Source organism: Pseudarthrobacter cremeus (assembly GCF_051857465.1).
In the GTDB taxonomy this organism is placed as follows: domain Bacteria; phylum Actinomycetota; class Actinomycetes; order Actinomycetales; family Micrococcaceae; genus Arthrobacter.
This window is the reverse complement of the sequence record NZ_JBPZHC010000003.1, coordinates 366,920-393,180: the sequence shown is the minus strand read 5'-3', so window position 1 is coordinate 393,180 and position 26,261 is coordinate 366,920. Positions and strand designations below refer to the sequence as shown.

The following is a 26,261-nucleotide window of genomic DNA, read 5'->3' as shown; positions in this document are numbered from 1 at the left end:
CCATGGAATTCAGATACCTCGGAAACAGCGGCTTCAAAGTCTCGGAAATCACGTTCGGCAACTGGCTGACGCACGGCTCGCAGGTGGAGAACGACGTCGCCACGCAATGTGTGCGGGCTGCGTTGGACGCCGGCATCAGCACCTTTGACACGGCGGACGTCTACGCGAACACTGCCGCAGAAACTGTCCTCGGCGAGGCCCTGAAGGGTGAGCGCCGGGAGTCCCTGGAAATCTTCACAAAGGTTTTCGGCCCCACCGGGCCCAAGGGCAAGAACGATCTGGGCCTGTCCCGCAAGCACATCATGGAGTCGATCAACGGTTCACTCCGCCGGCTGCAGACGGACTACGTTGACCTCTACCAGGCCCACCGCTACGACTTCGAGACGCCCCTGGAAGAGACCATGCAGGCGTTCGCAGACATTGTCCGGCAGGGCAAGGCGCTGTACATCGGAGTCAGCGAATGGACGGCAGAGCAACTGCGCGAAGGCCACGCACTCTCCAAGGAACTGGGCTTCCAGCTGATCTCCAACCAGCCGCAGTACAGCATGCTGTGGCGGGTCATCGAAGCTGAAGTGGTGCCCGCGTCCGAAGAGCTGGGCATCTCCCAGATTGTCTGGTCCCCCATGGGCCAGGGCGTCCTGAGCGGCAAATACCTCCCCGGCCAGCCCGCCCCCGAAGGCAGCCGCGCCACCGATGACAAGGGCGGCGCCAAGATGATCGAGCGCTGGATGCGCGACGACGTGCTCGCCGCAGTCCAGGAACTCAAGCCCGTTGCGGCGGAGGCCGGGCTTTCCATGCCGCAACTCGCCGTGGCCTGGGTCCTGCAGAACCCGAACGTGGCCTCGGCGATTGTCGGCGCGTCCCGCCCGGAGCAGATCGCGGACAGCGTGGCCGCTGCCGGAATCGTCCTGGAGCCTGATGTGATGAAGAAAATCGATGACACCGTGGGCTCGCTGGCTGAACGGGATCCGGCGAAGACCAAGTCCCCTGCCACCCGCGAAGCCTAGGAGAGACATGACTGCCTTGCCGGAGCTTGCCGTCACCGGATCCACGGGTGTCCTGGGCGGGATGGTGGCCCGGCAATTAGCAGACGCCGGGAACGCCCAGCGGCTGCTGGTCCGCGATGCCGGACGCGCTCCGGAGCTGGAGGGTGCCGTCCCGGTGGTGTCCTCATATGCGGAGCCCGCGGGTGCCGGCGGGGCGCTGGACGGCGTCAAGGTGCTGTTCATGGTGTCGGGCCAGGAGGCCGAGGACCGGCTGGCCCAGCACTTCAGCTTCGTCGATGCCGCCGCCGCGGCCGGTGTGCAGCATGTGGTGTACACCTCGCTTTACGGCGCAGCCCCGGATGCAACGTTTACGCTGGCCAGGGACCACTACGCCACCGAGGAACGCATTAAGGCCTCCGGGATGGCCTACACGTTCCTGCGGGACAACCTGTACATGGACTTCCTGCCGATGCTTGCTGGCGAAGACGGCGTGATCCGTGGCCCCGCGGGGGACGGCGTGGTCTCGGCGGTTGCGCGCGAGGACATCGCGCGGTGTGCCGTGATGGTGCTGCGCGATCCTGCGCTCCATGTCGGTGCCACCTACAACCTCACCGGCCCGGAGGAACTCACCTTGGCCCAGGCAGCAGCAATAATCTCGGCAGAAACCGGGCGGAGCATCACCTACCACCCGGAAACCGTGGAGGAAGCGTACCGCTCCCGCCAGTCCTACGGCGCCCCGCCCTGGCAGGTGGACGCCTGGGTGAGCACCTATACCTCCATTGCTGCGGGCGAGGCAGCGGGCCTGTCGCCTGATGTCCACGCCCTGACGGGCCAGGAGCCGCTGAGCCTTGCCGAGTTCGTGAAGCAACCGCAGCTGTAGGTCCTGTCCTGGCCAGGACAGGGCGGATTGCGCGTTGACCCGGCGGGGCGGCCGGGCGTAGACCTGTGAAGAGGGGACCAGCAGGGCACCATCGAGCAGAATCGCACCGCCGTGAAGCAGATCTATAAGCGCCGTCAGTCCGCCCGCCACACACCGCACGCCGGGGAGCCCACCACGGGTCCGCTGACCGCGGAGGAACTGCAGCTGGCGGCGCGCAACCATTCGATGCCGCTCGAGGCCATGCGCCGGGACGTTACACCGGCCGGGCTCCACTACGTACTCACGCACTTCGATATTCCGGAAGGTGACGCAGCATCCTGGCACCTGCAGATCAACGGTGCGGTGGAGCGTTCGTGGGAGCTGCGCCTGGCCGCGCTGAAGAAGGATCCGGCCATCACCATCCCTGTCACGCTCGAATGCGCGGGCAACGGCCGATCGCTGCTTACACCCCGGCCGGTCAGCCAGCCGTGGATTCTCGAAGGCGTGGGGACCGCAGAATGGACCGGCGTCCCGCTGGCTTACCTGCTCGCGAAGGCCGGTGTCCTGGACGACGCCACGGAGGTGGTTTTCACAGGCGCCGACACCGGGATCGAGGGCGGCGTCCGGCAGCAGTATGCACGGAGCCTGCCAATCCGCGAGGCGATGCGTCCCGACGTCGTACTCGCCTACGGGATGAACGGCCGTGAACTGCCCCCGCAGCATGGCTACCCCCTCAGGCTGGTGGTTCCCGGCTGGTACGGGATGGCCAGCGTCAAGTGGCTGCGGTCCATTGAGGTGGTGACGGCCCCTTTCACGGGGTTCCAGCAGGCAGTGGCCTACCGCTATCAGGACAACGAGTACGACGCCGGCACACCGGTGACGCGGATCAGGATCCGTTCGCTGATGGTTCCACCGGGGATTCCGGAGGCTTTTACCCGCGCGCGGGTGCTGCCGGCCGGTCCGGTGATGCTGGAGGGCAGGGCGTGGTCCGGCCGGGGTGCGGTGACCAAAGTGGAGGTCGGGATCGACGGCGAATGGGTTGCCGCCCACCTCGAGAAGCCCGCCGGGCCGTTCGCCTGGTGCAGATGGACGCTGCCGTGGGTGGCGGAGGCGGGGGCGCACGAACTGGCCTGCAGGGCTACGGACAGCACCGGTGCAACCCAGCCCCTGGAGCAGAACTGGAATTACCAGGGGATGGGCAACAACGTGGTGCAGCGGATCGGCGTCACTGTGGAGTGAGGCCTGCGGAGTGCCTCGGGTCAGCAGCCCTCGAAGTCGGTGAGCACCCGGACCTTGTCCGCCGAGGCCGAGGCCGGATCGAAGGTGTAGCCGATCCATTCGCGGGCCAGCCTGCTGGCAAGTTCCACTCCGATGACGCGCTGTCCCATGGTGAGCACCTGGCAGTCGTTGGAGAGGATGGACCGCTCTACGGAGAAGGAGTCGTGCGCGGTGGTGGCGCGGATCCCCTCCACCTTGTTGGCGGCGATTGCCACCCCGATCCCGGTGCCGCAGAACAGGATGGCGCGGTCGGCCTTCCCGTCGCGGATCAGCTCGCCCGCGGCGATGCCAACGTAGGGGTACGGCCTGCTGAACTCCTCCGGGGCGTCACTGCGGTTGACTCCGATATCCATGACCTCGCTGATCCGCGGATCGGCCCGCAGGTCGGCCAGGATGCGGTTTTTGTAGTCGACGCCTGCTTCGTCCGCGCCCACCACGAGACGCAGTCCGGTGGTTCCATCCGGGCTTGTCATGAACGGGCTCCTGCCGGCTGGGAGGGGGCGTGCTGCGAGCGAATGGCGGCGGTGAGGATCGGTCCCATCACGGTGAAGATCATTGCCAGGGAGGTGGCACCGGGGTCGGGGGTTCCCACGCTTTTCCCGGCGAGGGGCCGTGCCCGTCCTTTCAGCGGCCGCAGCGAGGCGGTGGCCTTGGCGGCCGCGTCGGCTTCCCGTGCCGCGGAAGCCCACGCCTGTCCCGGTTCGGTGCCTTCCAGGACCTGGCGGGTCAGGGTCCGGGTGAAGGGCAGCAATGCATCCACCATGGTCTTGTCGCCTGCTTCAGCTTTCCCCAAGCCTGTGATTCTGGCCGTGAAGGCGCTTATTCCTGACGCCAGGGCACCGGCGTCGGGCGTCTGCTGGTTGCCCAGTGCTTCGCCCCAGGCGCGCAGGCCTGCGCCCCACAGCACCCCTGACGTGCCGCCTGCCTTGTCAGCCCAGGCGTCGCCCGCGGCGGCCAGGACCGAGCCGGCGCCCGCACCACGGGCGGCAGCGGCAGCACCGGCTGCAGCTGCGGCGTCGACCCCGCGGACCATGCCGCGGCCGTGGTCACCGTCGCCGGCCACGGCGTCCAGGTCGCCGAGCCACCCCTCGGCATCATGCAGGGCCTGGCGGGTGGCCTCGAGCGCAGCCACGCACTGGACCGCGTAGCTGCGGGAGCCGCCGTCGGCCTCAAATGCTGTCTCGGCAGCGTCATCGACCGCGGCGTCAGCGCTCCGGTCCCCTGTCTGGGCTGCCGCAACACCGCGCCGGTAGGCGGGGGTCTCGGCCGGCGCCGCCCACAGCGGTTCCAGCTCCTCATCCAGCCACGTGACGGTCAGGGACACACCCGACATGTCCAGGCTGGTGACCAGCTCGCCCACTTCCGGAAGGACCAGGGTGTAGCCGGCGTCGCGCAGGAGCGGGGCAACCGTCAGCCAGAGGACAAAGAGTTCCTCGTGCTTGGTGGAACCGAGCCCGTTCAGGATCACCGCGAGCCGGTCACCGGCGCCGGGCGGGGTTTCGGCGAGGATGCGGGACACAAATTCCTGGCCGAGCTCCTTCGCGGACGGAAGATCGGTATCGAAGAGACCCGGCTCGCCGTGGATTCCCAGACCGAGCCCCATCTGCCCGTCGCCGAGAGTGAACAGCGGGGAATCGGCGCCGGGAAACGTGCAGCCATGGAAGGCGCTGCCGATGGTCCGGGTCAGGCTGTTGGCCTTCCGGCCCAGCCGCACCACCTCGGCCAGGTCCGCGCCGGCCTCGGCGGCGGCACCCATGATCTTGAAGACAGTGAAGTCACCGGCGATCCCGCGGCGCTTTTCAGCTTCCGACGGCGGCGCGCTGGCGATGTCGTCAGTAACCAGGACGTTTTCAACCTCGATCCCCTCGGCGGCAAGCCGCTCGCTGGCAATGCCGAAGTTCAGCACGTCCCCGGCATAGTTGCCGTAGGTGAACACGACGCCTGCGCCGGACTCGGCAGCCTTGGCCACGGCGTAGGCCTGCTGCGCGGAAGGTGAGGTGAAGATGTTGCCCACCACGGCGCCGTCGGCCAGTCCGCTGCCGATCAGGCCGGCGAAGGCCGGGTAGTGCCCGGAACCGCCGCCGGCGAGGACCGCCACCTTCGGCGCGGCAGGGCGGTGGCGCCGGACGGCACCGCCCGGGACCTGGCGCACCAGGCCGGAGTGGACATCGCAGAATCCGGCCAGGGCTTCTTCGGCGAATTCGGAGGGATCGTTGAAAATCTTGGTCATGGTGGGCTCTCTGACGTGCGCTCGGTCTGCTGGGTGCCGTGAGGCTGTTAGTGGATGTGGCTTCCGCCGTTGATGTCCACGGTGGTGCCCGTGAGGTAGGCGGATTCCTCGGAGGAGAGGAAGGTGATGACGGCGGCGATTTCCTCGGTGGTGGCGTTGCGACCCAGGGGAATGCCCGCGTTGATGGCGGCTTCCTGTTCCTCGGTGCTGCCCACGCGGATGTTGGTGTCCACGGCGCCGGGGGTGATGGCGTTGACGGTGACGCCGGTGGCGCCGATTTCCCGGGCCAGGGCCTTGGTGAAACCGAGGATTGCCGCCTTGGCTGCGGAGTACGGGACCTTGCCGAAGACGCCGCCGCCGCGTTGGGCGGAGACGGAGGACATGTTGACGATCCGGCCCCAGCCGTTTTCGATCATGTCCGGCAGGAACGCCTTCGTGACCAGGTAGGTGCCCGTGGCGTTCACGTCCATTACCTTGTGCCAGAGCTCAAGGGTGGTCTCCAGGAACGGCACCGGGGAGGTGATGCCGGCAATGTTGGCCAGGGCTCCCACCGGCGGAAGGTTGCCGGCAGTGACTTCAGCTTTAACGGCTGCGTAGGCGGCGTTGACGGAGCCTTCGTTGGCGACGTCGATCTCGTAGCCGAATGCCGGGACGTTGAACTCGTTGCCGATCTCGGCGGCAACCTTGGCGGACTTCTCGGCGTCGAGGTCCAGGATCACCACCGCCCAGCCCTGGTTGGCGTAGCGGCGTGCGGTGGTGATGCCGATGCCGCGGTCCGAGGTGGCTCCGGTGAGGACGGCGGTGCGCTGGATGGTGGTCATGATGCTCCTTGGAAGGGGTTATTGGTGGTGCGGGTTGAAGTAATGCGGGTGACGCAGTTCAGATGAGGTCGGTGATGAAGCTGGCGGCCTTGGCGGCGGCGGCGGGGCGTTCGTCGTGGGTGACGTCCCGGGTTTCGAGTTCGAGCGAAAAGTGGCCGGTATAGCCGCTCGCCGAAAGGGCGCTCAGTCCCGTGGCAAAATCCGCGTGGCCGTTGCCGATGCTGAGGTTGATGTTCCCCGGCACGGCGTCCCGGAGGTGCACGTGGGCGATCCGTCCCACGTGCACCTTGAGGTACTCCAGAGGGTCCTCCCCGGCAGCCACGATGTGGCTGAAGTCCATGACAATCCCGACGCCGGAGCCGGCCAGCCGTTGTGCCAGCTGTTCGGCGCGCTCCAGATTCCAGCAGAACCTCAGGAAGTGCAGGGATTCGGTCCAGAGCTCGACGCCGAATTCGGCTGCCCGGTGACCGGCATGGATGAGCTGGGCCGCGATGAGGTCAAGATCTGCTTCGACGGTCTGGACCGGTTCGTCGCCGAGGGCGCCGCACGGCAGCACCAGCGCTTTGGCGCCGCTGTTGGCCGTGAGGGTGAGCAGGGCTTCGAGGTGCCTTTCGCGGCTGGCCTGCCGGCCGGCGTCGAGCACTTCATTCAAATCCCCGATGTCCCCGTTGACGGAGCGGACCCGCAGTCCGGAGGCTGCAACGTCCGCAGCAACTTCGGCCACGGCATCCAGAGTCAGGTCGTAAGGGACGTGGTCACACACACCGGGCAACGCACCAAGGTCTATTTCCTCGAAGCCGAGTCCGGCGATGGTCCGCAGGGCGGTGGCCAGTTCCTGGTGGCGGAAGCTGATGGACGAGCAGCCGAGTCGGGAGTTGAACATCGTCGTTGATCCTCTGGTTCATGCGTTTGCGGGTGGTGATGCAGACCACAATACCTTTGCTGACTGTCAACAGTCAACCGTTGAAGTTGACTGTTGACATTGATGCATGATGCAAGTCACACTTGACGCATCAGTTGTTAACAGTCGACAGTGGTGGTGCGAAAGCATCACGCTTTTCGAAAGGGATAGACCATGAGCAAAGAAGCTCTCAGCATGAGGGGCCCGGTACACGGCACCAAGGACGCTAAAAGGGTAGCCATCGGCTCCGGCGTCGGGGCGGTGATCGAGACCTATGACTTCATTGGCTTCGGCACCGCCGCTGCACTGTACTTCGGAACCGCTTTCTTCCCCACGGGCGATCCGGTGACGGGCACCCTCGCAGCCTTCGCCACCCTCGGCGTCGGGTTCGCTGCCCGGCCCATCGGCGGCATCATCGGCGGCCACCTGGGCGACAAGCTCGGCCGCAAGCCGGTGCTCGTGGCCTCGCTGATCCTGATGGGCATCGCCACGTTCATGATCGGCCTGCTCCCCACCTACAGCCAGGTAGGCCTGCTCGCCCCCGCGCTGCTGGTCTTCGTCCGCATCGTCCAGGGCCTGGCATTCGGCGCTGAATGGGGCGGGGCCATCCTGATGAGCTACGAGCACGCACCGTGGAAGTCCAAGGGCAAGTACACCGGCATCGTCCAGGCCGGATTCCCCGTGGGCCTGCTGCTGGCCAACCTGGTCTTCCTCGTCAGCGTGAGCCTCGGCGGGGAACTCGCCTGGCGCATCCCCTTCCTGGCCAGCATCGTCCTGGTGGCCGTCGGCCTGATCATCCGCTCCAAGGTCCCCGAATCCCCCGTCTTTGACGAGGTCAAGGACAGCGGCTCCATCGTGAAGTCCCCCATCATCGAGGTCCTCAAGACCGACTGGCGCAGCATCGTCAAGGGCATCGGCCTCCGCGTTGCCGAGACCGCCGGCTACGCAGTGTCCATCACCTACATGATTTCCTACCTGAACAGCCAGCACCTGGCTGACAAGACCCAGACCCTCGTGGCCCTCTGCATCGCTTCCGCCATCGGCATCTTCGCCACCCAGGCCTGGGCCCGGCTGACCGACCGGATCGGCCGCCGGCCGCTCTACATCTGGTCCTGCGCCTTCGCTGCCCTGTTCGCCATCCCGATGTTCCTGCTGGTGAATACCGGCCTGTTCATCTTCGTCATCGCCACCCTGGTGATCTCCTACGCGGTCTGCCAGAACTCACTGGCCGGCGCCCAGGGCGCATGGTTCCCGGAGCTTTTCCAGGCCAAGACCCGCGCTTCCGGCGCCTCGCTGGCCTACCAGATCTCGGCCATGGTTTCCGGCTTCACGCCCTTCATCACCACCCTGCTCTTCGTCAGCTTCGGCTGGATGGGGCCGGCCCTGCTCTTCGGCACCTACGCGCTGATCGGTCTCTGGGCCGCCGTTGTCACCCGGGAAACCTGGGGCAAGCGTGAGCGCCAGCTCGCCGACGACGTCACCAAAAGCACCCCCCAGTCGGTGAACGTCTAATGACCGCCACACACGAACTGCACACGGCAGCACCTGCCGCGAACCGGCACGCTGGCCAGGAAACCGCGGCAGAACGGCTCGAACGGGTCTCCGCTGCTGCCTACCGGATCCGGCACCACGCCCTGAACATGGGCGAGGTGCAGGGCCAGGGCTACGTGGGCCAGGCCCTCGGCGCAGCGGACATGCTGGCAGTGGTCTACGCCGACCAGCTCCGTTTCCGCCCCGAGGATCCGCACTGGGAAGCACGTGACAGGTTCCTGCTCTCCACCGGGCACTACGCGATCGGCCACTACGCGGCCCTGGCCGAGGCCGGCACCATCCCGGTGGCCGAACTTGAGACCTACGGCTCGGACGATTCACGGCTCCCGATGTCCGGCATGTCCACGTACACCCCGGGCATGGAAATCTCCGGCGGCTCGCTGGGGCACGGCCTCCCCATCGCCATCGGCATGGCCCTGGGCCTGCGCTACCAGGGCTCGGAGGCGAGGGTCTACAACTTCCTCTCCGACGGCGAACTGGACGAAGGCTCCACGTGGGAGGCAGCCATGGGCGGGCACCACCACCAGCTGGGAAACCTGACCGCCATGGTGGACATCAACGCCCTCCAGGCCGACGGCAAGACGGACACTGTGCTCCGCACCGAACCCGTGACCGAAAAGTGGGAAGCGTTCGGCTGGTACACCCAGCGGGTGGACGGGAACGACGTCGGTGCGCTGCTCGCAGCGTTCGACAACGCAGCCGCCCAGGCCGCCGCCGTCGGAGCCCCCTCGGTGATCCTGTGCGACACGAAGGTGGGCCGCGGTGTGCCGCTGCTCGAGGAGCGCGAGAAAGCGCACTTCATGCGCATCGAGGAACACGAGTGGCAGACCTGCCGCGAGCAGCTGACCGCAGGATTCGAAGGAAAGGCAGGCCAATGAGCACCGTTGCAGCACACGCGGGAACCGCACCCAGGCTGAAGACCTCGGCCATGATCGCATCCTTCGCCGATCCCGGACAGAAAACCGCGTCCGCACCGTTCGGGCATGCCCTGGTCAAGGCCGCGCAGGAGAACGACAAGATCGTTGGCCTCACCGCGGACCTCGGCAAGTACACCGACATGCACATCTTCGCCCAGGCCTTCCCGGAACGGTTCTTCCAGATGGGCATGGCCGAGCAGCTGCTTTTCGGCGCCGCTGCCGGGCTGGCGGAGACCGGCCTGGTTCCGTTCGCGTCCACCTATTCGGTGTTCGCCGCGCGGCGCGCCTACGACTTCCTCTGCCTCGATGCCGCCGAGCCGAACCTCAACGTGAACATCGTGGGCGGCCTTCCGGGCCTGACCACCGGCTACGGTCCGAGCCACCAGGCCACCGAGGACATGGCGATCTTCCGCGGCATGCCCAACCTGACCATCGTGGACCCCTGCGACTCGATCGACATCGAACAGGCCGTTCCGCAGCTCGCGGCCAGCGAGGGGCCGACGTATCTGCGGCTGCTGCGCGGCAACGTGCCCACGGTCCTCGATGAGTACGATTACACCTTCGAGCTGGGCAAGGCAAAGGTCCTGCGCGGCGGAAACGACGTGGTGTTCGTGTCCTCCGGCCTGATGACCATGCGTGCCCTGCAGGCCGCGAAGGCCCTCGCCGAGCACAACGTGGACGTCGCCGTCGTCCACACCCCCACGATCAAACCGTTCGACGCCGCCACGGTCCTGGCCGAGATCAACACGGACCGGCTGGCGGTAACCCTGGAGAACCACAGCGTGACCGGTGGCCTGTTCGAAACGGTGGCCTCCGCCGTCGTCACCGCAGGCCTTGGCAAGCGTGTGGTTCCGGTGGCCCTGCCGGATGCCTTCCTGGACGCCGGCGCCCTGCCGACGCTGCACGAGCGGTACGGCCTTACGGTGCAGAAGATCGTGGCGAAGGTCCTGGCCGAGCTTAAATAGGCGGGATCCTGCGGAAGCTTCGACCAGAAGCGCGGAGCCAGAGCACCCTGGCTCCGCGCTTCTGGCGTAGCATCAGCTGTTAACACGCCACTGTAAACAGTCAACTACTGACATTGAGGAAGTAAGGACGATGGCCGGAGCAACAGCACCGCTGCTGGGACTGCAAAAGAAGAGCCTTCGCGAGCAGGCACTCAGTGCACTGCGTGCCGCCATCACCAGCGGCGAACTCGAACCTGGCCGGCACCTCGTGGAAACCGAGCTGTCGGAGATGCTCCAGATCAGCCGGGGGACGCTCCGCGAAGCCCTGCGCCAGCTGGAGCAGGAGGGCCTGCTCTCGGCCGGACCGCGCGGCCGCCTCTCCGTCAGGCATCTGGACGCCAAGGAAATCCGCGACATTTTCTCCGTTCGGGCCGCGCTGGAGTCCCTGGCCGCCCGAACCCTGTGCGAACTTCCGGACCGCCAGCTCGTCAGCGACAAGCTGCGCGCCGCCATAGATGCGATGACTGCGGCCGAGAACGGCAGCATGCAGGAACGCGTGGAATCGGACCTGGAATTCCACCGGACCCTCTGCCGCCTGACCGGCAACGAAACCCTGCTGCATTCGTGGGAGTCCCTTGAGGGGTCCATCCGGATGTCCATCATGTTCGCGGGACAGGACAGGGGCATCAAGAACATGAGCGTGGACCGGCATAACGAGATTGTCAACGCGATAGAGACCGGCGATGCCTCGCTGGCCCGGAACACCATCCGCGAACACATGGACACTGCTGCCGCGAACCTGGTGGCGTAAGGGCTTGCGGACGGGCCCCAAGGCCGGTAGCAAAAGGCAAGGGGTACAAGGGCCACGGCCCGGGCTTCTTAAGGATTCCTTAAAACGCTGAAGGCAGACTTGCTGGAGGGCGGCCGTCCGGCCGGCCCGCACGCCCAGCAGGAGTACTTGATGCCCGACACCAGACTGCTCACGTTGCCCGAGGCTCCGCATTGGATCCTGTCCGGGGTGCTCCTGGCTGCCGCCGTGGTAATCCTGGGCCTGACAGTCCAGCTGGTTCCCGGTTTCAGCGCAGGCGAACTGGGCGTGGACCAAGGCCTCAGCATGCACCACGTAGCGCTGCTCACCGGCGTGGCCATGGCCCTGAACCTGCTGTTCGGCCCTGTGGTGGGGTTGGCGGCAATCGCCATCATCGCCGCGTTGTTGCTGCTGGTCCGACGTGCCCCGGTCAACGCCGTTGCGTTTGCGCTGACGGCCGGCTCTGGCTGGGTGGCGAGTGAGATCTTCAAGGTTCTGGTCACCCGGCAACGCCCGGACGCTGCACTGCTGTTCGATCCCCTTGCCCCGGAATCCGGTACCGACAGTTTTCCGAGCGGTCATGTCACCTTCGCAGTGACCCTTGCCTTTGCGGTGTACTTCCTGGCCCGGGGCACCCGGTGGGCGAAATTCGCGGCAGTTTCCGGTGTGGTGCTGGCTGCCCTGGTGGCGTGGTCCCGGGTGTACATCGGCGTCCACTACCCCTCCGACGTCGCCGGTTCACTGCTGGCCGGCACCGCAGCAGTGATTCTTCTCGCGGGGCTGTGGAACAGATTCGCGCCCCTTGCCCTCAGAAAGGCATCATGCAGTCATTTCATGCACTGGTCACGGTAACCGCTTCCTCGCCGCTGGATCCTGCGGGGCTCCTTGAGGGCCTGGGCCCGGCCGCCTTGGCGCTTATCGCGGGAATGGTCTTCATCGAATCCGGAGTCCTGTTCCCGTTCCTGCCCGGGGACTCGCTCCTCTTCACGGCCGGCCTGCTCCATCAGCAGCTCAACCTCACGCTTCCGCTCCTGATCGGCGTCGTCTCAGTGGCTGCGGTGGCAGGCGACCAAGTGGGTTACTTTCTCGGCCGGAAGTTCGGCCGGCGGTGGTTCAAGGATGATGCCCGGATCCTGAAGACATCTCACCTGACCCAAACCGAAGAGTTCTTCCACCGGCACGGGGGTGGCGCGGTGGTAATGGCCCGCTTTGTACCGATCGTGCGCACGTACGCCCCGCTTGCTGCCGGAATCGCCCACTACACGTACCGGAAGTTCACCCTCTGGAACATCGTGGGCGCCGTGGCCTGGTCCGCGTCAGTGATCTTGCTGGGGTCCTGGCTGGGACACTTCGAAATCATCGCCAACAACATCGACCTCATCGCCGTGGCCATGGTCATGGTCTCCGTTATCCCGTGGGGCATTGAGTACCTCAAACGCCGGAAGAATAAGGGCACAGCCTCCGAACCGGCCGAAGAACCCCAGGAACGGCGCGTGGAAGAGCCGGCCACGGAAGAATAGCCTCATGACAACAGATGCCCGGCCCTCCCTGCTGCTGGTTGAGGACGATCCCGCCCTGGGCCCGCTCATTGCCGAGCTGCTGGAAGGCGACTACCGGATCAGCCTGGTAACTGACGGAAGGCTTGGCCTGAACGCCGCGCTCGGGGAACCCTGGGATGTCATGGTGATTGACCGCGGCCTGCCCGGCATTGACGGCATTGCCCTCATCAGCTCCCTTCGGGCGAAAGGGATTTCGACGCCGGTGCTGATTCTGACGGCGCTGGGCGCAATGGATGAGAAAGTGCGCGGCCTGGATGCCGGCGCCAACGACTACATGACCAAACCGTTCGACGCCGGTGAGCTGGGTGCGCGCCTGCGCGCCCTGACACGCAGCTACACCCAGCCCACGGTGAGTATCGGCGACTGGGAACTGAACGCCGTCGGCCGTTCCGTCCGGTCCGTTTATGGTCCCCTGGTGACGCTGACGGCGAAGGAGTGCGAACTGCTGGCCGCCCTGGCCATGGAACCCGATCGCGTCTTCAGCCGGGACGATCTCATCGGCTCGGTTTTCCCGTCCACTGACCAGCCAAGCGTGATCGACACCTACGTCCACCACTTGCGCCGTAAGATCTCCCGGAACGTCATCCGTACGGTCCACGGCGTCGGCTACCAGATCGGCGAGGGCCATGAATGAGATGACCCGGGCGGCCGCGGATCCGGACCAGGCCACCCTCCGCAAGGCCTCGCTCAGGATAGCTGTCCGCATCAGTGCCGCCTGTGCCGTCATGGTCCTGTGCCTGCTCGCGGGGGCTGCGCTCTACCTGACCAACCAGCTGTCCCACCCGGAACTGCCTGGAAATCCAGGCCGGGCCGGTGACTTTGCCTACCTTGACTACAAGGACCTGCTCAAGGCCCTGATCATCGCCGGCGCAGCAGGGATCGTTCTCGCTGGCTTGATCGGATGGTTCAGTGCCCGCAGTGCCATCGAGCCTCTGGGCGCGGCCATGGCCCTGCAACGCCGGTTCGTCCAGGACGCCAGCCATGAACTGCGGACACCCCTGGCCATTCTGGATGCGCGGATCCAGTTGGCCCAGCGCGACACCCCGCCGGAGTCGAAGCCTGGGCTGGCGCTGGTCCGGATCCGGCAGGACACCTCAGCCCTGACGGCAATCGTCAACGAACTGCTCGTGGCCGCAACGGGCCAGGCTGTGGAAACCCCCGCGGAACCGATTGACGTGGCTGGGGTGGTGGAATCGGTTGCGGAGAGCGTCCGGACCATCGCCCACGATCAGGGTGTCAGCGTCGCGGTCACAGCCGGCGCTCGTCCCCTGGCCAGGATCGACGAAAGCAGTTTGCGCCGTGCCGTCCTGGCGCTGGCGGATAACGCCCTGGCGCACACGCCGGCAGGCGGGACCATCACCCTGGCCGCGGCAGCCACCCAACGCAACGCGGTGATTACGGTGACGGATACGGGAAGCGGGATTACCGGCGTCGAACGTGACAGGATCTTTGAGCGTTTTGTCAGGACACCGCGTCCGGACGGAACACGGGCGCAGCGCAGCTTCGGCATCGGGTTGGCGCTGGTCCGGGATGTGGCCACCGCTGCAGGCGGGACTGTGGAGATCGCCAGCACAGGCCCGGGTGGAACCACCATGCGGATCTCGCTCCCACGGTCCACTCCCTGAACTGCGGGTCCGGTCCTTCCGCCCGGACAACCACGCCGTATACTCGTTGCCAGCCATGACCAGCCTTCCATCCTCCCCCGCCAGCGTCCGCATTGATGCGTGGTTGTGGGCCATCCGCGCCTACAAGACCCGCTCGTTGGCTACGGCCTCGTGCCGGGCGGGACACGTGCGCCTGAACGGCAGCCCCGCCAAGGCTTCGGCCACGCTGGTGACCGGCGATACCGTCACCATCCGGATGTCCGGCTTTGAACGCACCCTTGAAGTCCGCCGCCTGATAGCCAAACGGGTGGGCGCCGAAGCCGCATCCCACTGTTTCACTGACCACACCCCGCCACGGCCTGTTGCACCGGCGCTTGGTCTCCCCCAACGTGACCGCGGCGCCGGGCGGCCTACCAAGAAGGACCGGCGCGAGATGGAACGGCTCAAGGGCCCCGCGTGACCGAACTCGTCCTGGCAGCGGTCCGGCAGCCGGGCGACGCCGAGCCCCGCAATCTGCACCTGCGCGACGGCGCCGTGGCCGGGATCAGCACCGGTGAAGAGTTTCCGGCCGGCGTCGAAGTGGTGGAGCTGGAAGGCCGCTTCGTCATTCCCGGGCTCTGGGATGAGCATGTCCACATGACCCAATGGGCGCTGCACACCAACCGGCTGGACCTCTCGGGGGCCGCTTCGGCAGGCGAGGCGGCCGCCGTCGTGGGTTCCCGCGCATCAGCCGGGGACCCTTCAGTCCCCACCGTTGGCGTCGGCTTCCGCGACGCACTCTGGCCGGATGTTCCCACCCTGGAAATGCTCGACGCCGGAACCGGCAACCAGCCCACAGTCCTGATCAGCCATGACCTCCACTGCGTCTGGCTGAACAGTGCGGCCGCCCGCCGCTATTGCGTGGAGCCGGATGCCACCGGTCTGCTCCGCGAAGAACCGGCGTTCGCCCTGACCCGTGAGCTGGGCAAACTGCCGGACAGTGTTGTTGACGTGTGGGTCCGGGAAGCCGCCCTGAAAGCGGCGGCCCGGGGTGTGGTGGGCGTGGTTGATTTCGAAATGACCTGGAACAGCGGGCCTTGGCTCCGGCGGATCGCTCACGGGTTTGATGCCCTCCGTGTGGATGCCGGCGTCTATCCGGAGGATCTGGAGCGGGCCGTTGGGTCAGGGATGCGAACGGGGCAGGAGGTGGACGGCGGCAAGGGGCTGCTGCGGACCGGCCCGCTGAAAATCCTGATCGACGGTTCCCTGAACACCCGGACGGCCTACTGCGTGGACCCCTATCCCCACGGCGGGCATGGCCTGCTCACCGTCAGCGAAGAGGAACTGTTCGGGCTGCTGGTCCGCGCGAAGGAGGCCGGCTTCGTCCCGGCAGTCCATGCCATCGGCGATGCCGCCAACCAGGTGGCGCTGGACGCGTTTGAACGTGCCGGAACAGGTGGCCGGATCGAGCACGCCCAGTTTGTCCAGGCGCAGGACCTCCGCCGTTTTGGTCGGCTGGGTGTCACTGCCAGCGTCCAGCCGGTCCACGCCCTGGATGACCGCGACGCCGCCGAATCCAACTGGCGCGGCCGCACCGACCGGGCCTTTCCGCTGCGGTCCCTCCTGGATTCCGGCGCAACGCTGTCCCTCGGCTCGGACGCTCCCGTTGCACCGCTGGATCCGTGGGCTGCCATCGCAGCCGCCACCACCCGTTCCCGGGGTGACGGACGCGGGCCCTGGCATCCGGAGCAGGCCATCACACGGCAACAGGCACTGGCTGCCTCCGCCAGGGGACGCGGCCGCATCGGCGTGGGCGATCCGGCTGACCTTGTGGTTCTCGACACCGATCCGTTCAGCGTCCCGGACGCCGGGTTGGCTGCCATGGCTGTCGCCGCCACGCTGCTGGCGGGCAGGTTCACGTTCGACGCCGGTTTGGCCTAGTCAGGGATGCCGGTCTCCGGACGCTGGTCCTTCGCGCGCGCCTGGACCAGGTTCGCGAACGGCAGCTTTCCATGGGCTTCGACGAACTCTGCGTGATAGCGCGCTTCGGCGTTGTTCAGCTCCTCGGCAGGCAGCTCTTTCCAGGCGATGATGAGGGCATCCGTGTGGGTCAACTGCCAGATAAGCCGGCCGTCCCAGTGGCCCGGCGGCTTCCCTTTGCCGAAGTCGAGGAATTCCTGGATCTGGCGCCGGAGGCCCCGGTTGCCCTTGCTGCCCGGCCCTGCCTTGCCGATGTAGAGGATGTCCGCGCCGTCCACCCATTCGGCCAGGAGAGGCTCCGGGGGCAGGCTCGGGTCCTTCTTCTTGAAGATTCCGGCGGTGCTTTTCTTCAGGAAATGCGGCTCGTACTCATTCGGCCGCAGCACGGCAAACAGTCCGGTCCCCTGCGGCACCCTCATGATCTCCAGGCTGCCTAAGGTCCGGAAGCCGGCAAACCCCTCAGCTTTGAGCGTTTTCCTGTCCATTCAGATGACGTTACCCCGCCCGGCGCCAACCGGGCGGAGCAAAATCGCCCTGCGCACCCCCACGCCCAAAAGCGTAGAGTGGAACCAGACGCCTGATTCTGGACGCCGTGCTGCTGAGGGAGAGATCGTGACGATTGACTGGGACGAAAAAAAGGCCCTGCTACAGGAACCAAACATCGCGGCGGTAACGCAGCTCTGCGATGAACTGATGGAAAAGAAGCCAGGGTCCGTCGTCCCGTACATCGACCCCGTGCATGACGAGGACGAATGCCGGATTGTCAGCCTTCATGTCAGCCCCGGCAAGGGAACAGAGTCCGGTTTCGTCTCCCACTTCAATGATGACGAAGCCGCCCGCCGTGCCACGCAGATCTACGAACTTGCCGAGCTTGATCCCCGCTATGTGATGCCGTGGAACGCGTATCCGTGGATCCGCGACGCAGACCTTCCCTCGGCCCTTAACGTCCAGGAAAAGACCGACGGCCTGCGGCCCTTCCGCCAGTTCCTCAAGATCAACCGCCGCGTATCGGCAGTGGTTGCCCACGGCACCGATGCCTCCACGTTCCTCACCCTCTTCGAGAAGACCTATCACTCTTCCCTGAAGAACAGCGGCATCAAGATCTACAAGGCCAGCGCGCTCGGCGGGCGGGCCTTTGCTGTTTCCGAGGCCAAGCAGGAGGACCTGCTGGCCAAGAGCGTGGATGTCTACAAAGACGCCATGCAGCGGGCGGGCATCCAGCACCTGTAGCAACGCACGACGCCGGCACTGGCCGGAGAGCGTCAGTCACTGTTTCGCGTCAGTCACCCCTGCCGGGTCAGCCGTCCAAGAGCCGCCGTCGGTGCTTGAGCTCCTTGACCCACGCCCGGGTGACCATGTCCGGGAACGGCGAGCCGCCGTCGTCGTTCCTGCCGGCACCGTTCACGCCCGCACTGTTCCTGCCGGCGCCATTCACGCCGGCAAAAGCGGTGCCCGCCTCCAGATCCGCGATCAGCGGACCTGACGCCTTCAGGGCAACTTCCAGGACCTGGGCTGCCGTGCGGTCGGTGAGTCCGAGGTCCTTCGCCCAGCCGAGGAAGTGGCGGCGCGAAATGCCGCTCCGCTTGCCGTTCAGGGTCAGTGCCAGGGTCTTGTCTCCGTAGACCACTGTGGAGGGGATGTCGTAGACCGGCGCGATGGTCCACTCGCCGTGCGGCTGCTGGACCATGGAAACGTTCTTCGCATGCAGGTCGCCGTTGCCGCTCAGCCACGCAAACGCCCCTTGGATGGCGAGGTTGCGAAGGGCCGGCAGGGGTGCCGCGCAGTAGTCCGCGAGCGCGTGGCACACCGTGCCGAAGCCCACGTTGTACTTGTCCGCCGGATACAGCTTCAGGACCTGGGCCCCGTCCTCGACGGCGAGCCGCTGAATTTCACCAGGCATTCCGCCCGGCACCGGGACGCGGTCGAAGCGCTCCACCAGAAGGCCAGGCCGGCCCGCGACATCGCGGATCAGCTCAACCCTGCTCAGCGGAATCCGCAGTTTGGCCGCATACCGGAACATCACCAGCTCGTTCTCCACCACGTGCGGAAATTCCGGCGCGTTGAGCTTCAGGATGAACCGCCTGCCGGCACTGGCCACCGGGAGCGAGATCATCCCGGCGGACAGCTTGTCCTGCACCCCGGCCAGGGCCACCGGATCGATCAGGTCCGGATCGCCCAGCAGCTGGTCGAAGTCCACCGGCAGCTTGGTGTCCACCTCGACCGCATGCTCGTCCGGGTCCAGCGGCTCCCCGTGCCCCACGATCTGCACGTCGCCCACCGGATTCCCGCCGGCGGCGATGAGCAGGGAAAGGTCGTCGTCGGCGCTGGTCTTGATGGACCGCCGGAGCGCATTGAGCCGGCGGCCTTCGGGCAGCAGCCCGGTGAAATAGGGCGGCGCAGCTCCGGCTGCGGACAGGACCGGGACGGCCGTCAGCGGGAGGGAACTGGCGACGGCGGGTCCCCCGGACGCAAGATAGGCCGGCAGATAGCTGAACTTCGTCCCGCCGTCGTGCCGTTCCAGCCGCGCCGCGAGCACCCCCGCCTTGTAGATGTCTGCGATGCGGTGCTTCATGGCCCGGCTTCTCCGGCGCTGGTTTCGCGCGTAAGCGCCTTGGCAGCTTCGCTGGACCGGGTGCCCAGCCGGAGCTCGAGGCCGAGGGTTTCCAGGACCGCGGTCAGTGAATCCAGCTGGACGCTCGGTTTGCCCTGCTCCACGAACCTGACGAAGCGCTCGGAGACACCGGCCATATCCGCGAGGTCCTGCTGCGTCAGGCCCAGGCGGACGCGGCGGGCGCGGACTTCCGATGCCAGCAAGTCGGTGATGGGTTCAGTCATCGTGCTCCAATAGGTACGATCGTGCCGTTCTGCTGCGTATTACCAGCGTACGCCGGCCATCCGCTCGTGAACATCGCCATACCGGCACGATCGTACCGGGCAGGTTCCAGCAGGCTGCCCCGCCCACCAACCCCTCCGGCTACAGCAGGCTGTCCAGCGTCACGAAGCCATACCCGGCCGCGCGGACCCGGTCGATCATCTGCGGGAGGGCGTCCGCATCCAGGGTGGAGCCGTCGTCGGGGTTGGATCCGATGTGCATCAGGACGATTTCGCCCGGACGCAGCCCAGCCAGCACCCTGTCTGCCACCTGCTGCGGGGTGATGCCCCCGCTGGTTCCCTTCCAGCCGAGGGTGTCCACGGTCCACCGCACGGGCACGTAGCCAAGGTTGTTCACGGCCGCGATGGTCCGGGCATCGCGCTCACCGAACGGAAAGCGGAAGAGCGGCATGGGGTCGGCTCCGGCGGCGAGAATGGCCTGCTGGGCTCCCTGGACTTCGGCCGCGATTCCAGCATCCGTGAGTCCGGTGAACCCCGGGTGGGTCATCGAATGGTTGCCCACCCGGTGGCCCGAGGCCACGATCGCGGACACTCCAGCAGGGTTGGCTGCCGCCCAACTGCCGGTGAGGAAGAATGTCGCCGGAACCCCGGACCGGGCGAGTGTCTGCAAAATGCTGGGCAGCGCAGCAGAGTTCGCGCCGGCGTCGAACGTCAAAGCCACTGCCTGTCCTGCGCCCGGTATCACTTCGACGTCCTGGCCCAGCAGTGCCAGCGGGAACGGCGCAGCCGGCGGCGGTTCGGGAGGCGGCGGGGGCTGCGGCGTCACGGGCGGTTCCGGGCTGACCACCGGCGGCGCCGCCGTGGGTGCCGGGGAAGGCAGCCGCTCGGAGGGGCTGGGCGACGCCGTCGCCGTCGGGGTCGGAGTCGGAGTCGGGCTTGGCGAGGTGCCAGGGGCAGAGGATGCAGCACTTGGCGACGGGGAGAGGCTCGACGGCGGATTGGCGGCGGGAGGGGCGTTTGAGAGGAGCGCCACCCACACGATGGCACCTACAACCAGCACGGCAGCAAGGATCGCAGCGCCCAGCCGGAGGTTCCTGGCGGAGAGAGGCCTCATGCTTCAGCGTGGCAGCGAAAAGTACCCGGCAGGAAGGGCAGAAAGGCCCCGGTATGTGGAAAACGTCCCCCATCCGCGGGAGAATTGAGACGTACAGGAAACACACTGAAGGAGCCCGCAGGCATGCACGCTGCGGAACATCCGCGTCCGGTGGAGCATCTCGATGGCTACCTGCCCATCGAGGATCATGGCCTCATCGGCGACGGTTCCACGTGCGCCCTCGTGGGGCGGGACGGCGGAATCTCATGGCTTTGCCTGCCCGAATTCGACAGCCCGCCATTCCTGGCAGGCATTCTGGACAGCGAGTCCGGCGGCCTGCTCGAGATCACTCCCCTGCCGCTCCTTTCGTCCGACCAGCGCTATACCGAAGACTCCGGCGTTGTGGTCACGTCCCTGTTCTCGGACCACGGCATGCTCCAGGTGACCGACTGCCTGACCCTGCGCTCAGGGGCGAACCTGGCCGAACCGGTCCCGGCAGGACGGAGCGAGCTCCTCCGGCATGCCCAGGCGGTGGGCGGGAACGTCCGGGTGCGCGTGCGGATCGTACCCAAGGTGGGCGCCACGTTTGACCATCTTGCCTCCGGGTGGCGGTTCGACTGGCCGGTGGACGGGACAGGGGAGGTCTACCTGTGGTCCTCGGAAGAACTCCGTCCCGACGGCCGTGGCCTGAGCACCGAGCTGACCCTGCGCGCCGGGGAAACACTCACCGTAGCCCTGTACTGGTCAGGGCGGTTCCGTCTCCGCCAACGGCCCGATGCGAAACGACTCATCGACCAAACTGTGAGGGCCTGGCGGGAATGGGCATCAACCCTGAACTGCGAAGGCTCCCAGGCAGAGCTGATGAAACGCTCCGCCATCACCCTCAAGCTGCTTGATCACGCCGAAACAGGCGCCATCATGGCCGCAGCCACCTCCTCGCTCCCTGAGTGGCCGGGCTCTGCCCGTAACTGGGACTACCGGTACACGTGGGTGCGGGACGCATCCTTCTCCAACTATGTGTTCCGGCGGATCGGCGACCGCAGCGACGCCGACGTGTTCCTCGCCTGGGTGCTGACGAATGTGGAGCGCGACGGCGTGCCGCACGTGATGTACGCCCTGGACGGGTCCCAGCCGCCGGACGAGGTAGTGGATCCGCTGCTGCGCGGCTACCGGGGCTCCTCCCCCGTGCGCTGGGGAAACAGTGCCGTCCACCAGGTCCAGCACGATGTCTACGGAGAAATAGTCGACATCGCATATCAGTGGTCCAACAGCGGGCAGCCGGTGGACCACCAGCTCTGGTCCACCCTGGTTCCCATTGTGGAGGCCGCCATCACCAGCTGGAAGAAGCCCGATAACGGACCCTGGGAGGTCCGGAGCGACGGCCGCCCCTTCACCTACTCGGCGGCCATGTGCCATGTGGCTTTGGACCGGGCCATCCAGATCGCCCGGCGGCACAGGTTGCCGTATCCGAAGAGGCGCTGGGAGGCGGCAGCACGGCAAATCCACAAGGCAGCCCTCGGCCTCTCCTGGAATCCGGAACGGCATACCTTCACCGAACAGCTGGGCGGGGAAGGCGGGCTGGACGCTGCACTGCTGAGCCTCCCCATCAGGAACGTCATTCCGTTCGATGACCCGCGGATGGTGTCCACCTCGAATGCCATTGCAGCCAACCTTGACGCGGGCAACGGCCTCCTGTTCCGCTACCTGCCCAGCGACTCGCCCGACGGATTGTCCGGGGGCGAGGGCGCTTTCCTGCTGTGCAGCTTCTGGATGGTGGACAACCTTGCGGGGCAAGGGCGTGTGGACGAGGCCCACGAACTCTACGAGTCACTGTGCCGGCGGGCCAATCCGCTGGGGTTGTTCCCCGAACAGATCCACCCCGACACGGGCGAGTTCCTCGGCAATTTCCCGCAGGCCTTCAGCCACGTGGGCGTGCTGGCCAGCGGGTTGCGGCTCCTGAAGGCACAACGCCACAAGGCCTCGCAGTCCTGAACGGCCGCCTAGAAGAGCGGCGCGGTGTTCTTCTCCACGAGAGCGGGATTCCCCACTGATTCGCGTTTTTTCTTGAGGAACCCGGCCCGCTGGTACCGCTGGGCCATGATGAAACCGGCCGGGGTGCCATGCTCGTACGACTCAACGAAAACGGCCTCCTGCCGCCCCTCAGACGAGGTGATGAACCCGTCCCAGGCGACCGCCACCCGGTCCGGAATCGGCTCCTCCCGGAGGGATTGCCTTGCTGCAGCGACGCCCGCCTCAAGTTGGTCTCCCACGAGGTAACGCTGCAGGTTCCGCTGGCCACCGTGCTCCCGAATGACAAAAGGCACGAGGTCCGAGCCTGACGAAACCACTGAATCGATCGCGTGGTCCAGTGCCATGAAAGCGAGGTTGACGAGTTCCTCCGAATATTCATCCATGGCAGGAGACTAATCGGCGGCACAGGGAAAAGCGGGCCATACCGCCGGACACACCGGCAATTCATAAACTGCCCTGCATGCCGCCGGGACCCGGCCGTGATTGACACCACCTGTGACCCGTGCCATATTTAAAGGGTGAACCTGTCAGACAGCCGGACAGCAGGACAGCCTGCGAACCCTTCCCGTGACCAATCCCCCACAGCCCAGCCGCTGGTCCGGCTCAGCGCTGCGGAGGCAGTGTTCAATGCGATCCGCGCGGACATCGAGTCGGGTCAGGTCGCAGTAGGCGGGAAGCTCAGCTCCGAGGCGGCCCTCGCCCAGCAGTACGGGGTCAGCCGCTCGGTCATCCGGGAAGCCCTCCGCTCCTGCACCGCCCTCGGCCTGACGGTCACCAAAACCGGCAAGGGTACGTTCGTCGTCGCCGACAAGGTAGCCAACGACCTCACGCTGGGGCAGTACTCGGCCCGGGACCTCACCGAAGCCCGTCCCCACATCGAGGTCCCGGCAGCGGGGCTTGCCGCCCATCGCCGGACCGAGGAAGAGCTGGAGACACTCCGGCACATCGTCGCCGCCATGACCACTGAAACGGACCCCGAATCCTGGGTTGCCCTGGACTCCAGCTTCCACGCCGCCATTGCCCGGGCCAGCGGCAACAAGGTGTTCGCCAGCGTGGTGGCCGATATCCGGGGGGCCTTGGCCTTCCAGTCCGAGACGTTGAATATGGTGGCCGACCGTCAGCACGCATCCGACATTGAGCACCAGCACATCCTCGCCGCCATTGAAGCGGGTTCTGCCGATGAAGCCAGCAAGGCCATGGCCACACACCTGCGCGCCGTCGGCGTCGCCCTCGATTCCATCCTCAACAAGTAACCGCCCGCACACGTACCCGCTTCACCGAGCGGCTCCCCTTAGGACTCCATGCCAGCCCCAGCCTTTCCTGCTGCCCAAACAGCGGCCCTGCGCGCCACCGAACCAGAACCGGGGATGCTCCCGCAGCACTCACCCCTGGTGATCGCCACCCGCGACGGCCTGGTGGAAAGCGTCCACTATGGTTCGGTCATCGCCACCTCCGCGGACGGCTCGATCCTGGCCGCGGCCGGGGACCCCTTGGCTCCGTTCTACCCCCGCTCCTCGCTCAAGCCCCTGCAGGCCGTGGCCATGGTCCGTGCCGGCCTGAAGCTGCCCGCCGACCTGCTCGCCCTGGCCGCCGCGAGCCACTCCGGCGGCGCCAGGCACCGCGGCGGCACCCAGCGCATTCTCGCCATGCACGGCCTCACGGCCAGCGATCTCGAAAACAGCACAGACCTCCCGTTCGGAACCAGCGAACGCGAGGACTGGCTGCGCTCCGGACTCCACGCCACGCAACTGACGCAGAACTGCTCCGGCAAACACGCCGCCATGGCCGCCACGTGCGTCATCAACGGGTGGCCGGTCAAGGGGTACCTTGACCCGTCCCACCCGCTGCAGCAACTGGTTGCCGCCACCGTCGAAGAGCTCACCGGCGAGCACGCGCTGGGCCACAGCACCGACGGCTGCGGCACCCCGCTCTTCGCCCTCACCCTGCGCGGAATGGCCCGCGCCTTCGGAACCATCGCCGCCGCCGCAGCCACCGCCGGGGCCGGGGCGACCGGCGCGGAGGCAGGCGTCAGGACCTCCCACGACGGCGGGACCGCCCAACTGCTAGCGGAAGCCGCCGTCGGGCTTGCCATGCGGCAGCACCCGGACATGGTGGCCGGCCAGCGCCGGGACGTCACGGAGCTGATGCGGCTCCTCCCGGGCTCCGTGGCGAAAGACGGCTTTGAGGGTGTGCAGCTGGTGGGCCTGCCCGACGGCCGCGCAGTTGCCGTGAAGATTTCCGACGGCGGCGACCGCGCCCGGATGCCTGCCACGGTCCACGTCCTGAATGCGCTGGGCGTGGATACCACGCCCCTCGCCGGAATCGGCACTGCTCCGGTTCTGGGCGGCGGCCACCAGGTCGGCCTGCTCCAGCCGCTCGATTTCCTCACTGCCTCAACGATGTCCATGCCCGCCACCGAAGCCCCGTAAGGACCCCATGCCTGACCTGACCATTATTGAAGCCGCACCCATTGACGCCGCGCCCGGAACCCGGTCCGAGCACGACCTCCTGGGTGACCGCGACGTTCCTGCGGGTGCCTACTGGGGAGTCCACACCCTGCGCGCTGTGGAAAACTTTCCCATCACCGGCCAGCCGCTGTCCTCCAACATGCACCTGGTCCGCGGCCTGGCAGCTGTGAAGCTCGCCGCCGCCCGGACCAACCACGAGCTCGGGCTCATCGACGCCGAACGCGCCACCGCGATCGAACAGGCGTGCCAGGACGTCATGGCAGGAAAACTGAGTGACCAGTTCGTGGTGGACGTGATCCAGGGCGGTGCCGGGACGTCGTCGAACATGAACGCGAACGAGGTCATCGCCAACCGTGCCCTCGAAATCCTCGGCCACCCCAAGGGCGACTACGCCCGGCTGCACCCCAACGACCACGTCAACCTCAGCCAGTCCACCAACGACGTGTACCCCACGGCCGTGAAGCTGGGCACCATCTTCGCCACCCGGGAACTGCTTGAGGCCCTCGCCGAACTCGAAGAGGCCTGCGCCGCCAAGGCCCTGGAATTCCGCACCGTGGTGAAAATGGGCCGCACCCAGCTGCAGGACGCCGTCCCCATGACCCTCGGCCAGGAGTTCGGCAGCTACGCCGTGACCATCGGCGAGGACCGGCTGCGGCTGGCCGAAGCCGACCTGCTGATCCACGAAATCAACCTCGGCGCCACAGCGATCGGGACCGGCCTGAACGCCCACCCCGGCTATGCCGAGGCGGCCTGCCGGCACCTGGCCGAGATCACCGGCCTGCCGCTGGTCACCGCCGTCGACCTCATCGAGGCCACGCAGGACGTCGGCGCCTTCGTGCACCTGTCCGGCGTGCTCAAGCGGGTGGCCGTGAAGCTCTCCAAAATCTGCAACGACCTCCGCCTGCTCTCCTCCGGGCCGCGCGCCGGCTTCGGCGAAATCAACCTGCCGGCAGTCCAGTCCGGCTCCTCGATAATGCCCGGCAAGATCAACCCGGTCATCCCGGAAGTGGTCAGCCAGGTGGCCTACGAGGTCATCGGCAACGACGTCACCATCACCATGGCGGCCGAAGCCGGGCAGCTCCAGCTCAACGCCTTCGAACCGATCATCGTCCACAGCCTCCACAAGAGCATCTCGCACCTGGAAGCAGCCTGCCGCACCCTCACGGCACGCTGTATCCGGGGCATCACCGCCAACACCGAACACCTCCGCCGCACGGTGGAGCAGTCAATCGGCCTGGTCACGGCACTGAATCCCCATCTGGGCTACGCCACAGCCACCGCCATCGCCCAGGAGGCACTCGCCACCGGCAAGGGCGTGGCCGAACTCGTACTGGAGCACGGCCTGTTGACGGCTGCCCAGCTCGAGGAACTGCTCAGCCCCGAACGCCTCGCCAACCTCAGCAAGTAGTCCCCTGAAGCC

At 66.7% G+C, this 26,261-nt stretch carries 27 protein-coding genes; 18 read left to right on the top strand and 9 right to left on the bottom strand.

The window, feature by feature from the left end:
- Positions 1-2: 2 nt before the first annotated feature.
- The 3 genes from ACS5PJ_RS08445 (at position 3) to ACS5PJ_RS08435 (ending at position 3,084) form a co-directional block, all read left to right on the top strand.
- Complete coding sequence (locus ACS5PJ_RS08445; RefSeq protein ID WP_439434462.1) at positions 3-1,007, top strand: aldo/keto reductase family protein; 1,005 nt, start codon at positions 3-5, stop codon at positions 1,005-1,007.
- A 7-nt stretch (positions 1,008-1,014) separates the two neighbouring features.
- Positions 1,015-1,866, top strand: coding sequence for an SDR family oxidoreductase (locus tag ACS5PJ_RS08440; RefSeq protein WP_439434461.1), 852 nt, complete (start codon positions 1,015-1,017; stop codon positions 1,864-1,866).
- Positions 1,867-1,977: 111 nt separating this feature from the next.
- Positions 1,978-3,084 carry a sulfite oxidase gene (locus tag ACS5PJ_RS08435; protein WP_439434460.1) on the top strand — a complete coding sequence of 369 codons (1,107 nt, stop codon included), beginning with the start codon at positions 1,978-1,980 and terminating at the stop codon, positions 3,082-3,084.
- A 20-nt stretch (positions 3,085-3,104) separates the two neighbouring features.
- On the opposite strand, the gene ACS5PJ_RS08430 is transcribed toward ACS5PJ_RS08435, so the two are convergent.
- From ACS5PJ_RS08430 to ACS5PJ_RS08415, 4 genes are read right to left on the bottom strand one after another with little or no spacing between them, the layout of a single operon-like run.
- On the bottom strand, positions 3,105-3,596 hold the full coding sequence (locus ACS5PJ_RS08430) for an RpiB/LacA/LacB family sugar-phosphate isomerase (RefSeq protein WP_439434459.1): 492 nt from the start codon (positions 3,594-3,596) through the stop codon (positions 3,105-3,107).
- Complete coding sequence (locus tag ACS5PJ_RS08425) at positions 3,593-5,353, bottom strand: dihydroxyacetone kinase family protein (RefSeq protein WP_439434458.1); 1,761 nt, start codon at positions 5,351-5,353, stop codon at positions 3,593-3,595. Before ACS5PJ_RS08425 ends, ACS5PJ_RS08430 begins: the two co-directional genes overlap by 4 nt.
- 47 nt (positions 5,354-5,400) lie before the next feature.
- Positions 5,401-6,174 (bottom strand): SDR family NAD(P)-dependent oxidoreductase, encoded by a 774-nt coding sequence (locus ACS5PJ_RS08420; protein WP_439434457.1) that lies wholly within the window; start codon positions 6,172-6,174, stop codon positions 5,401-5,403.
- A gap of 58 nt (positions 6,175-6,232) precedes the next feature.
- On the bottom strand, positions 6,233-7,057 hold the full coding sequence (locus ACS5PJ_RS08415; protein WP_439434456.1) for a sugar phosphate isomerase/epimerase family protein: 825 nt from the start codon (positions 7,055-7,057) through the stop codon (positions 6,233-6,235).
- A 192-nt stretch (positions 7,058-7,249) separates the two neighbouring features.
- Here ACS5PJ_RS08415 and ACS5PJ_RS08410 point away from each other — a divergent pair, with 192 nt between their 5' ends.
- From ACS5PJ_RS08410 to ACS5PJ_RS08365, 10 genes are all read left to right on the top strand, one after another.
- Positions 7,250-8,587, top strand: coding sequence for an MFS transporter (locus ACS5PJ_RS08410; protein ID WP_439434455.1), 1,338 nt, complete (start codon positions 7,250-7,252; stop codon positions 8,585-8,587).
- Entirely contained in the window at positions 8,587-9,504 is a 918-nt protein-coding gene (locus ACS5PJ_RS08405; protein WP_439434454.1) for a transketolase, read from the top strand. Before ACS5PJ_RS08410 ends, ACS5PJ_RS08405 begins: the two co-directional genes overlap by 1 nt.
- Entirely contained in the window at positions 9,501-10,508 is a 1,008-nt protein-coding gene (locus ACS5PJ_RS08400) for a transketolase family protein (RefSeq protein ID WP_439434453.1), read from the top strand. Before ACS5PJ_RS08405 ends, ACS5PJ_RS08400 begins: the two co-directional genes overlap by 4 nt.
- Positions 10,509-10,638: 130 nt before the next feature.
- A complete protein-coding gene (locus tag ACS5PJ_RS08395; protein ID WP_439434452.1) occupies positions 10,639-11,298 on the top strand; it encodes a GntR family transcriptional regulator in 660 nt (219 codons plus the stop codon).
- Between the two features lie 150 nt (positions 11,299-11,448).
- Positions 11,449-12,147, top strand: coding sequence for a phosphatase PAP2 family protein (locus ACS5PJ_RS08390; RefSeq protein ID WP_439434451.1), 699 nt, complete (start codon positions 11,449-11,451; stop codon positions 12,145-12,147).
- Complete coding sequence (locus ACS5PJ_RS08385) at positions 12,117-12,815, top strand: DedA family protein (RefSeq protein WP_439434450.1); 699 nt, start codon at positions 12,117-12,119, stop codon at positions 12,813-12,815. Before ACS5PJ_RS08390 ends, ACS5PJ_RS08385 begins: the two co-directional genes overlap by 31 nt.
- Positions 12,816-12,819: 4 nt before the next feature.
- Positions 12,820-13,488, top strand: coding sequence for a response regulator transcription factor (locus tag ACS5PJ_RS08380; protein WP_439434449.1), 669 nt, complete (start codon positions 12,820-12,822; stop codon positions 13,486-13,488).
- Positions 13,481-14,479 carry a sensor histidine kinase gene (locus ACS5PJ_RS08375; protein ID WP_439434448.1) on the top strand — a complete coding sequence of 333 codons (999 nt, stop codon included), beginning with the start codon at positions 13,481-13,483 and terminating at the stop codon, positions 14,477-14,479. Before ACS5PJ_RS08380 ends, ACS5PJ_RS08375 begins: the two co-directional genes overlap by 8 nt.
- Positions 14,480-14,534: 55 nt before the next feature.
- The gene (locus tag ACS5PJ_RS08370) at positions 14,535-14,918 is read left to right on the top strand and encodes an RNA-binding S4 domain-containing protein (protein ID WP_131683372.1); all 384 of its coding nucleotides are present in this window, start codon (positions 14,535-14,537) and stop codon (positions 14,916-14,918) included.
- Positions 14,915-16,378 carry an amidohydrolase gene (locus ACS5PJ_RS08365; protein ID WP_439434447.1) on the top strand — a complete coding sequence of 488 codons (1,464 nt, stop codon included), beginning with the start codon at positions 14,915-14,917 and terminating at the stop codon, positions 16,376-16,378. The genes ACS5PJ_RS08370 and ACS5PJ_RS08365 overlap by 4 nt, the downstream gene beginning before the upstream one ends.
- Here ACS5PJ_RS08365 and ACS5PJ_RS08360 read toward each other — a convergent pair.
- Positions 16,375-16,902, bottom strand: a complete 528-nt coding sequence (locus tag ACS5PJ_RS08360) for a hypothetical protein (RefSeq protein ID WP_439434446.1) — start codon at positions 16,900-16,902, stop codon at positions 16,375-16,377. The genes ACS5PJ_RS08365 and ACS5PJ_RS08360 overlap by 4 nt on opposite strands.
- Before the next feature lie 127 nt (positions 16,903-17,029).
- Here ACS5PJ_RS08360 and ACS5PJ_RS08355 point away from each other — a divergent pair, with 127 nt between their 5' ends.
- Entirely contained in the window at positions 17,030-17,647 is a 618-nt protein-coding gene (locus ACS5PJ_RS08355) for a uracil-DNA glycosylase family protein (RefSeq protein WP_439434445.1), read from the top strand.
- 67 nt (positions 17,648-17,714) lie between these two features.
- Here ACS5PJ_RS08355 and ACS5PJ_RS08350 read toward each other — a convergent pair whose 3' ends face one another.
- The 3 genes from ACS5PJ_RS08350 to ACS5PJ_RS08340 form a co-directional block, all read right to left on the bottom strand.
- Positions 17,715-18,989: a type II toxin-antitoxin system HipA family toxin gene (locus tag ACS5PJ_RS08350; RefSeq protein ID WP_439434444.1), complete on the bottom strand. Its 1,275-nt coding sequence runs from the start codon at positions 18,987-18,989 to the stop codon at positions 17,715-17,717.
- Positions 18,986-19,252, bottom strand: a complete 267-nt coding sequence (locus tag ACS5PJ_RS08345) for a helix-turn-helix transcriptional regulator (protein ID WP_439434443.1) — start codon at positions 19,250-19,252, stop codon at positions 18,986-18,988. The genes ACS5PJ_RS08350 and ACS5PJ_RS08345 overlap by 4 nt, the downstream gene beginning before the upstream one ends.
- A 139-nt stretch (positions 19,253-19,391) precedes the next feature.
- The gene (locus ACS5PJ_RS08340; RefSeq protein ID WP_439434442.1) at positions 19,392-20,363 is read right to left on the bottom strand and encodes a polysaccharide deacetylase family protein; all 972 of its coding nucleotides are present in this window, start codon (positions 20,361-20,363) and stop codon (positions 19,392-19,394) included.
- Between the two features lie 123 nt (positions 20,364-20,486).
- On the opposite strand from ACS5PJ_RS08340, the gene ACS5PJ_RS08335 reads away from it, so the two are divergent.
- Positions 20,487-22,334 (top strand): glycoside hydrolase family 15 protein, encoded by a 1,848-nt coding sequence (locus ACS5PJ_RS08335; protein WP_439434441.1) that lies wholly within the window; start codon positions 20,487-20,489, stop codon positions 22,332-22,334.
- A gap of 8 nt (positions 22,335-22,342) precedes the next feature.
- Here the strand turns inward: ACS5PJ_RS08335 and ACS5PJ_RS08330 are convergent, their stop codons facing one another.
- Entirely contained in the window at positions 22,343-22,756 is a 414-nt protein-coding gene (locus tag ACS5PJ_RS08330; protein WP_439434440.1) for a hypothetical protein, read from the bottom strand.
- Between the two features lie 135 nt (positions 22,757-22,891).
- On the opposite strand from ACS5PJ_RS08330, the gene ACS5PJ_RS08325 reads away from it, so the two are divergent.
- Genes ACS5PJ_RS08325 through ACS5PJ_RS08315 form a run of 3 tightly spaced genes read left to right on the top strand, consistent with a single transcriptional unit; the run spans position 22,892 to position 26,249 of the window.
- Positions 22,892-23,626 (top strand): FadR/GntR family transcriptional regulator, encoded by a 735-nt coding sequence (locus ACS5PJ_RS08325; protein WP_439434439.1) that lies wholly within the window; start codon positions 22,892-22,894, stop codon positions 23,624-23,626.
- Positions 23,627-23,674: 48 nt separating this feature from the next.
- A complete protein-coding gene (locus ACS5PJ_RS08320) occupies positions 23,675-24,802 on the top strand; it encodes an asparaginase (protein ID WP_439434438.1) in 1,128 nt (375 codons plus the stop codon).
- A 7-nt stretch (positions 24,803-24,809) separates the two neighbouring features.
- Positions 24,810-26,249, top strand: a complete 1,440-nt coding sequence (locus ACS5PJ_RS08315) for an aspartate ammonia-lyase (RefSeq protein WP_439434437.1) — start codon at positions 24,810-24,812, stop codon at positions 26,247-26,249.
- The last annotated feature ends 12 nt before the right edge of the window (positions 26,250-26,261 follow it).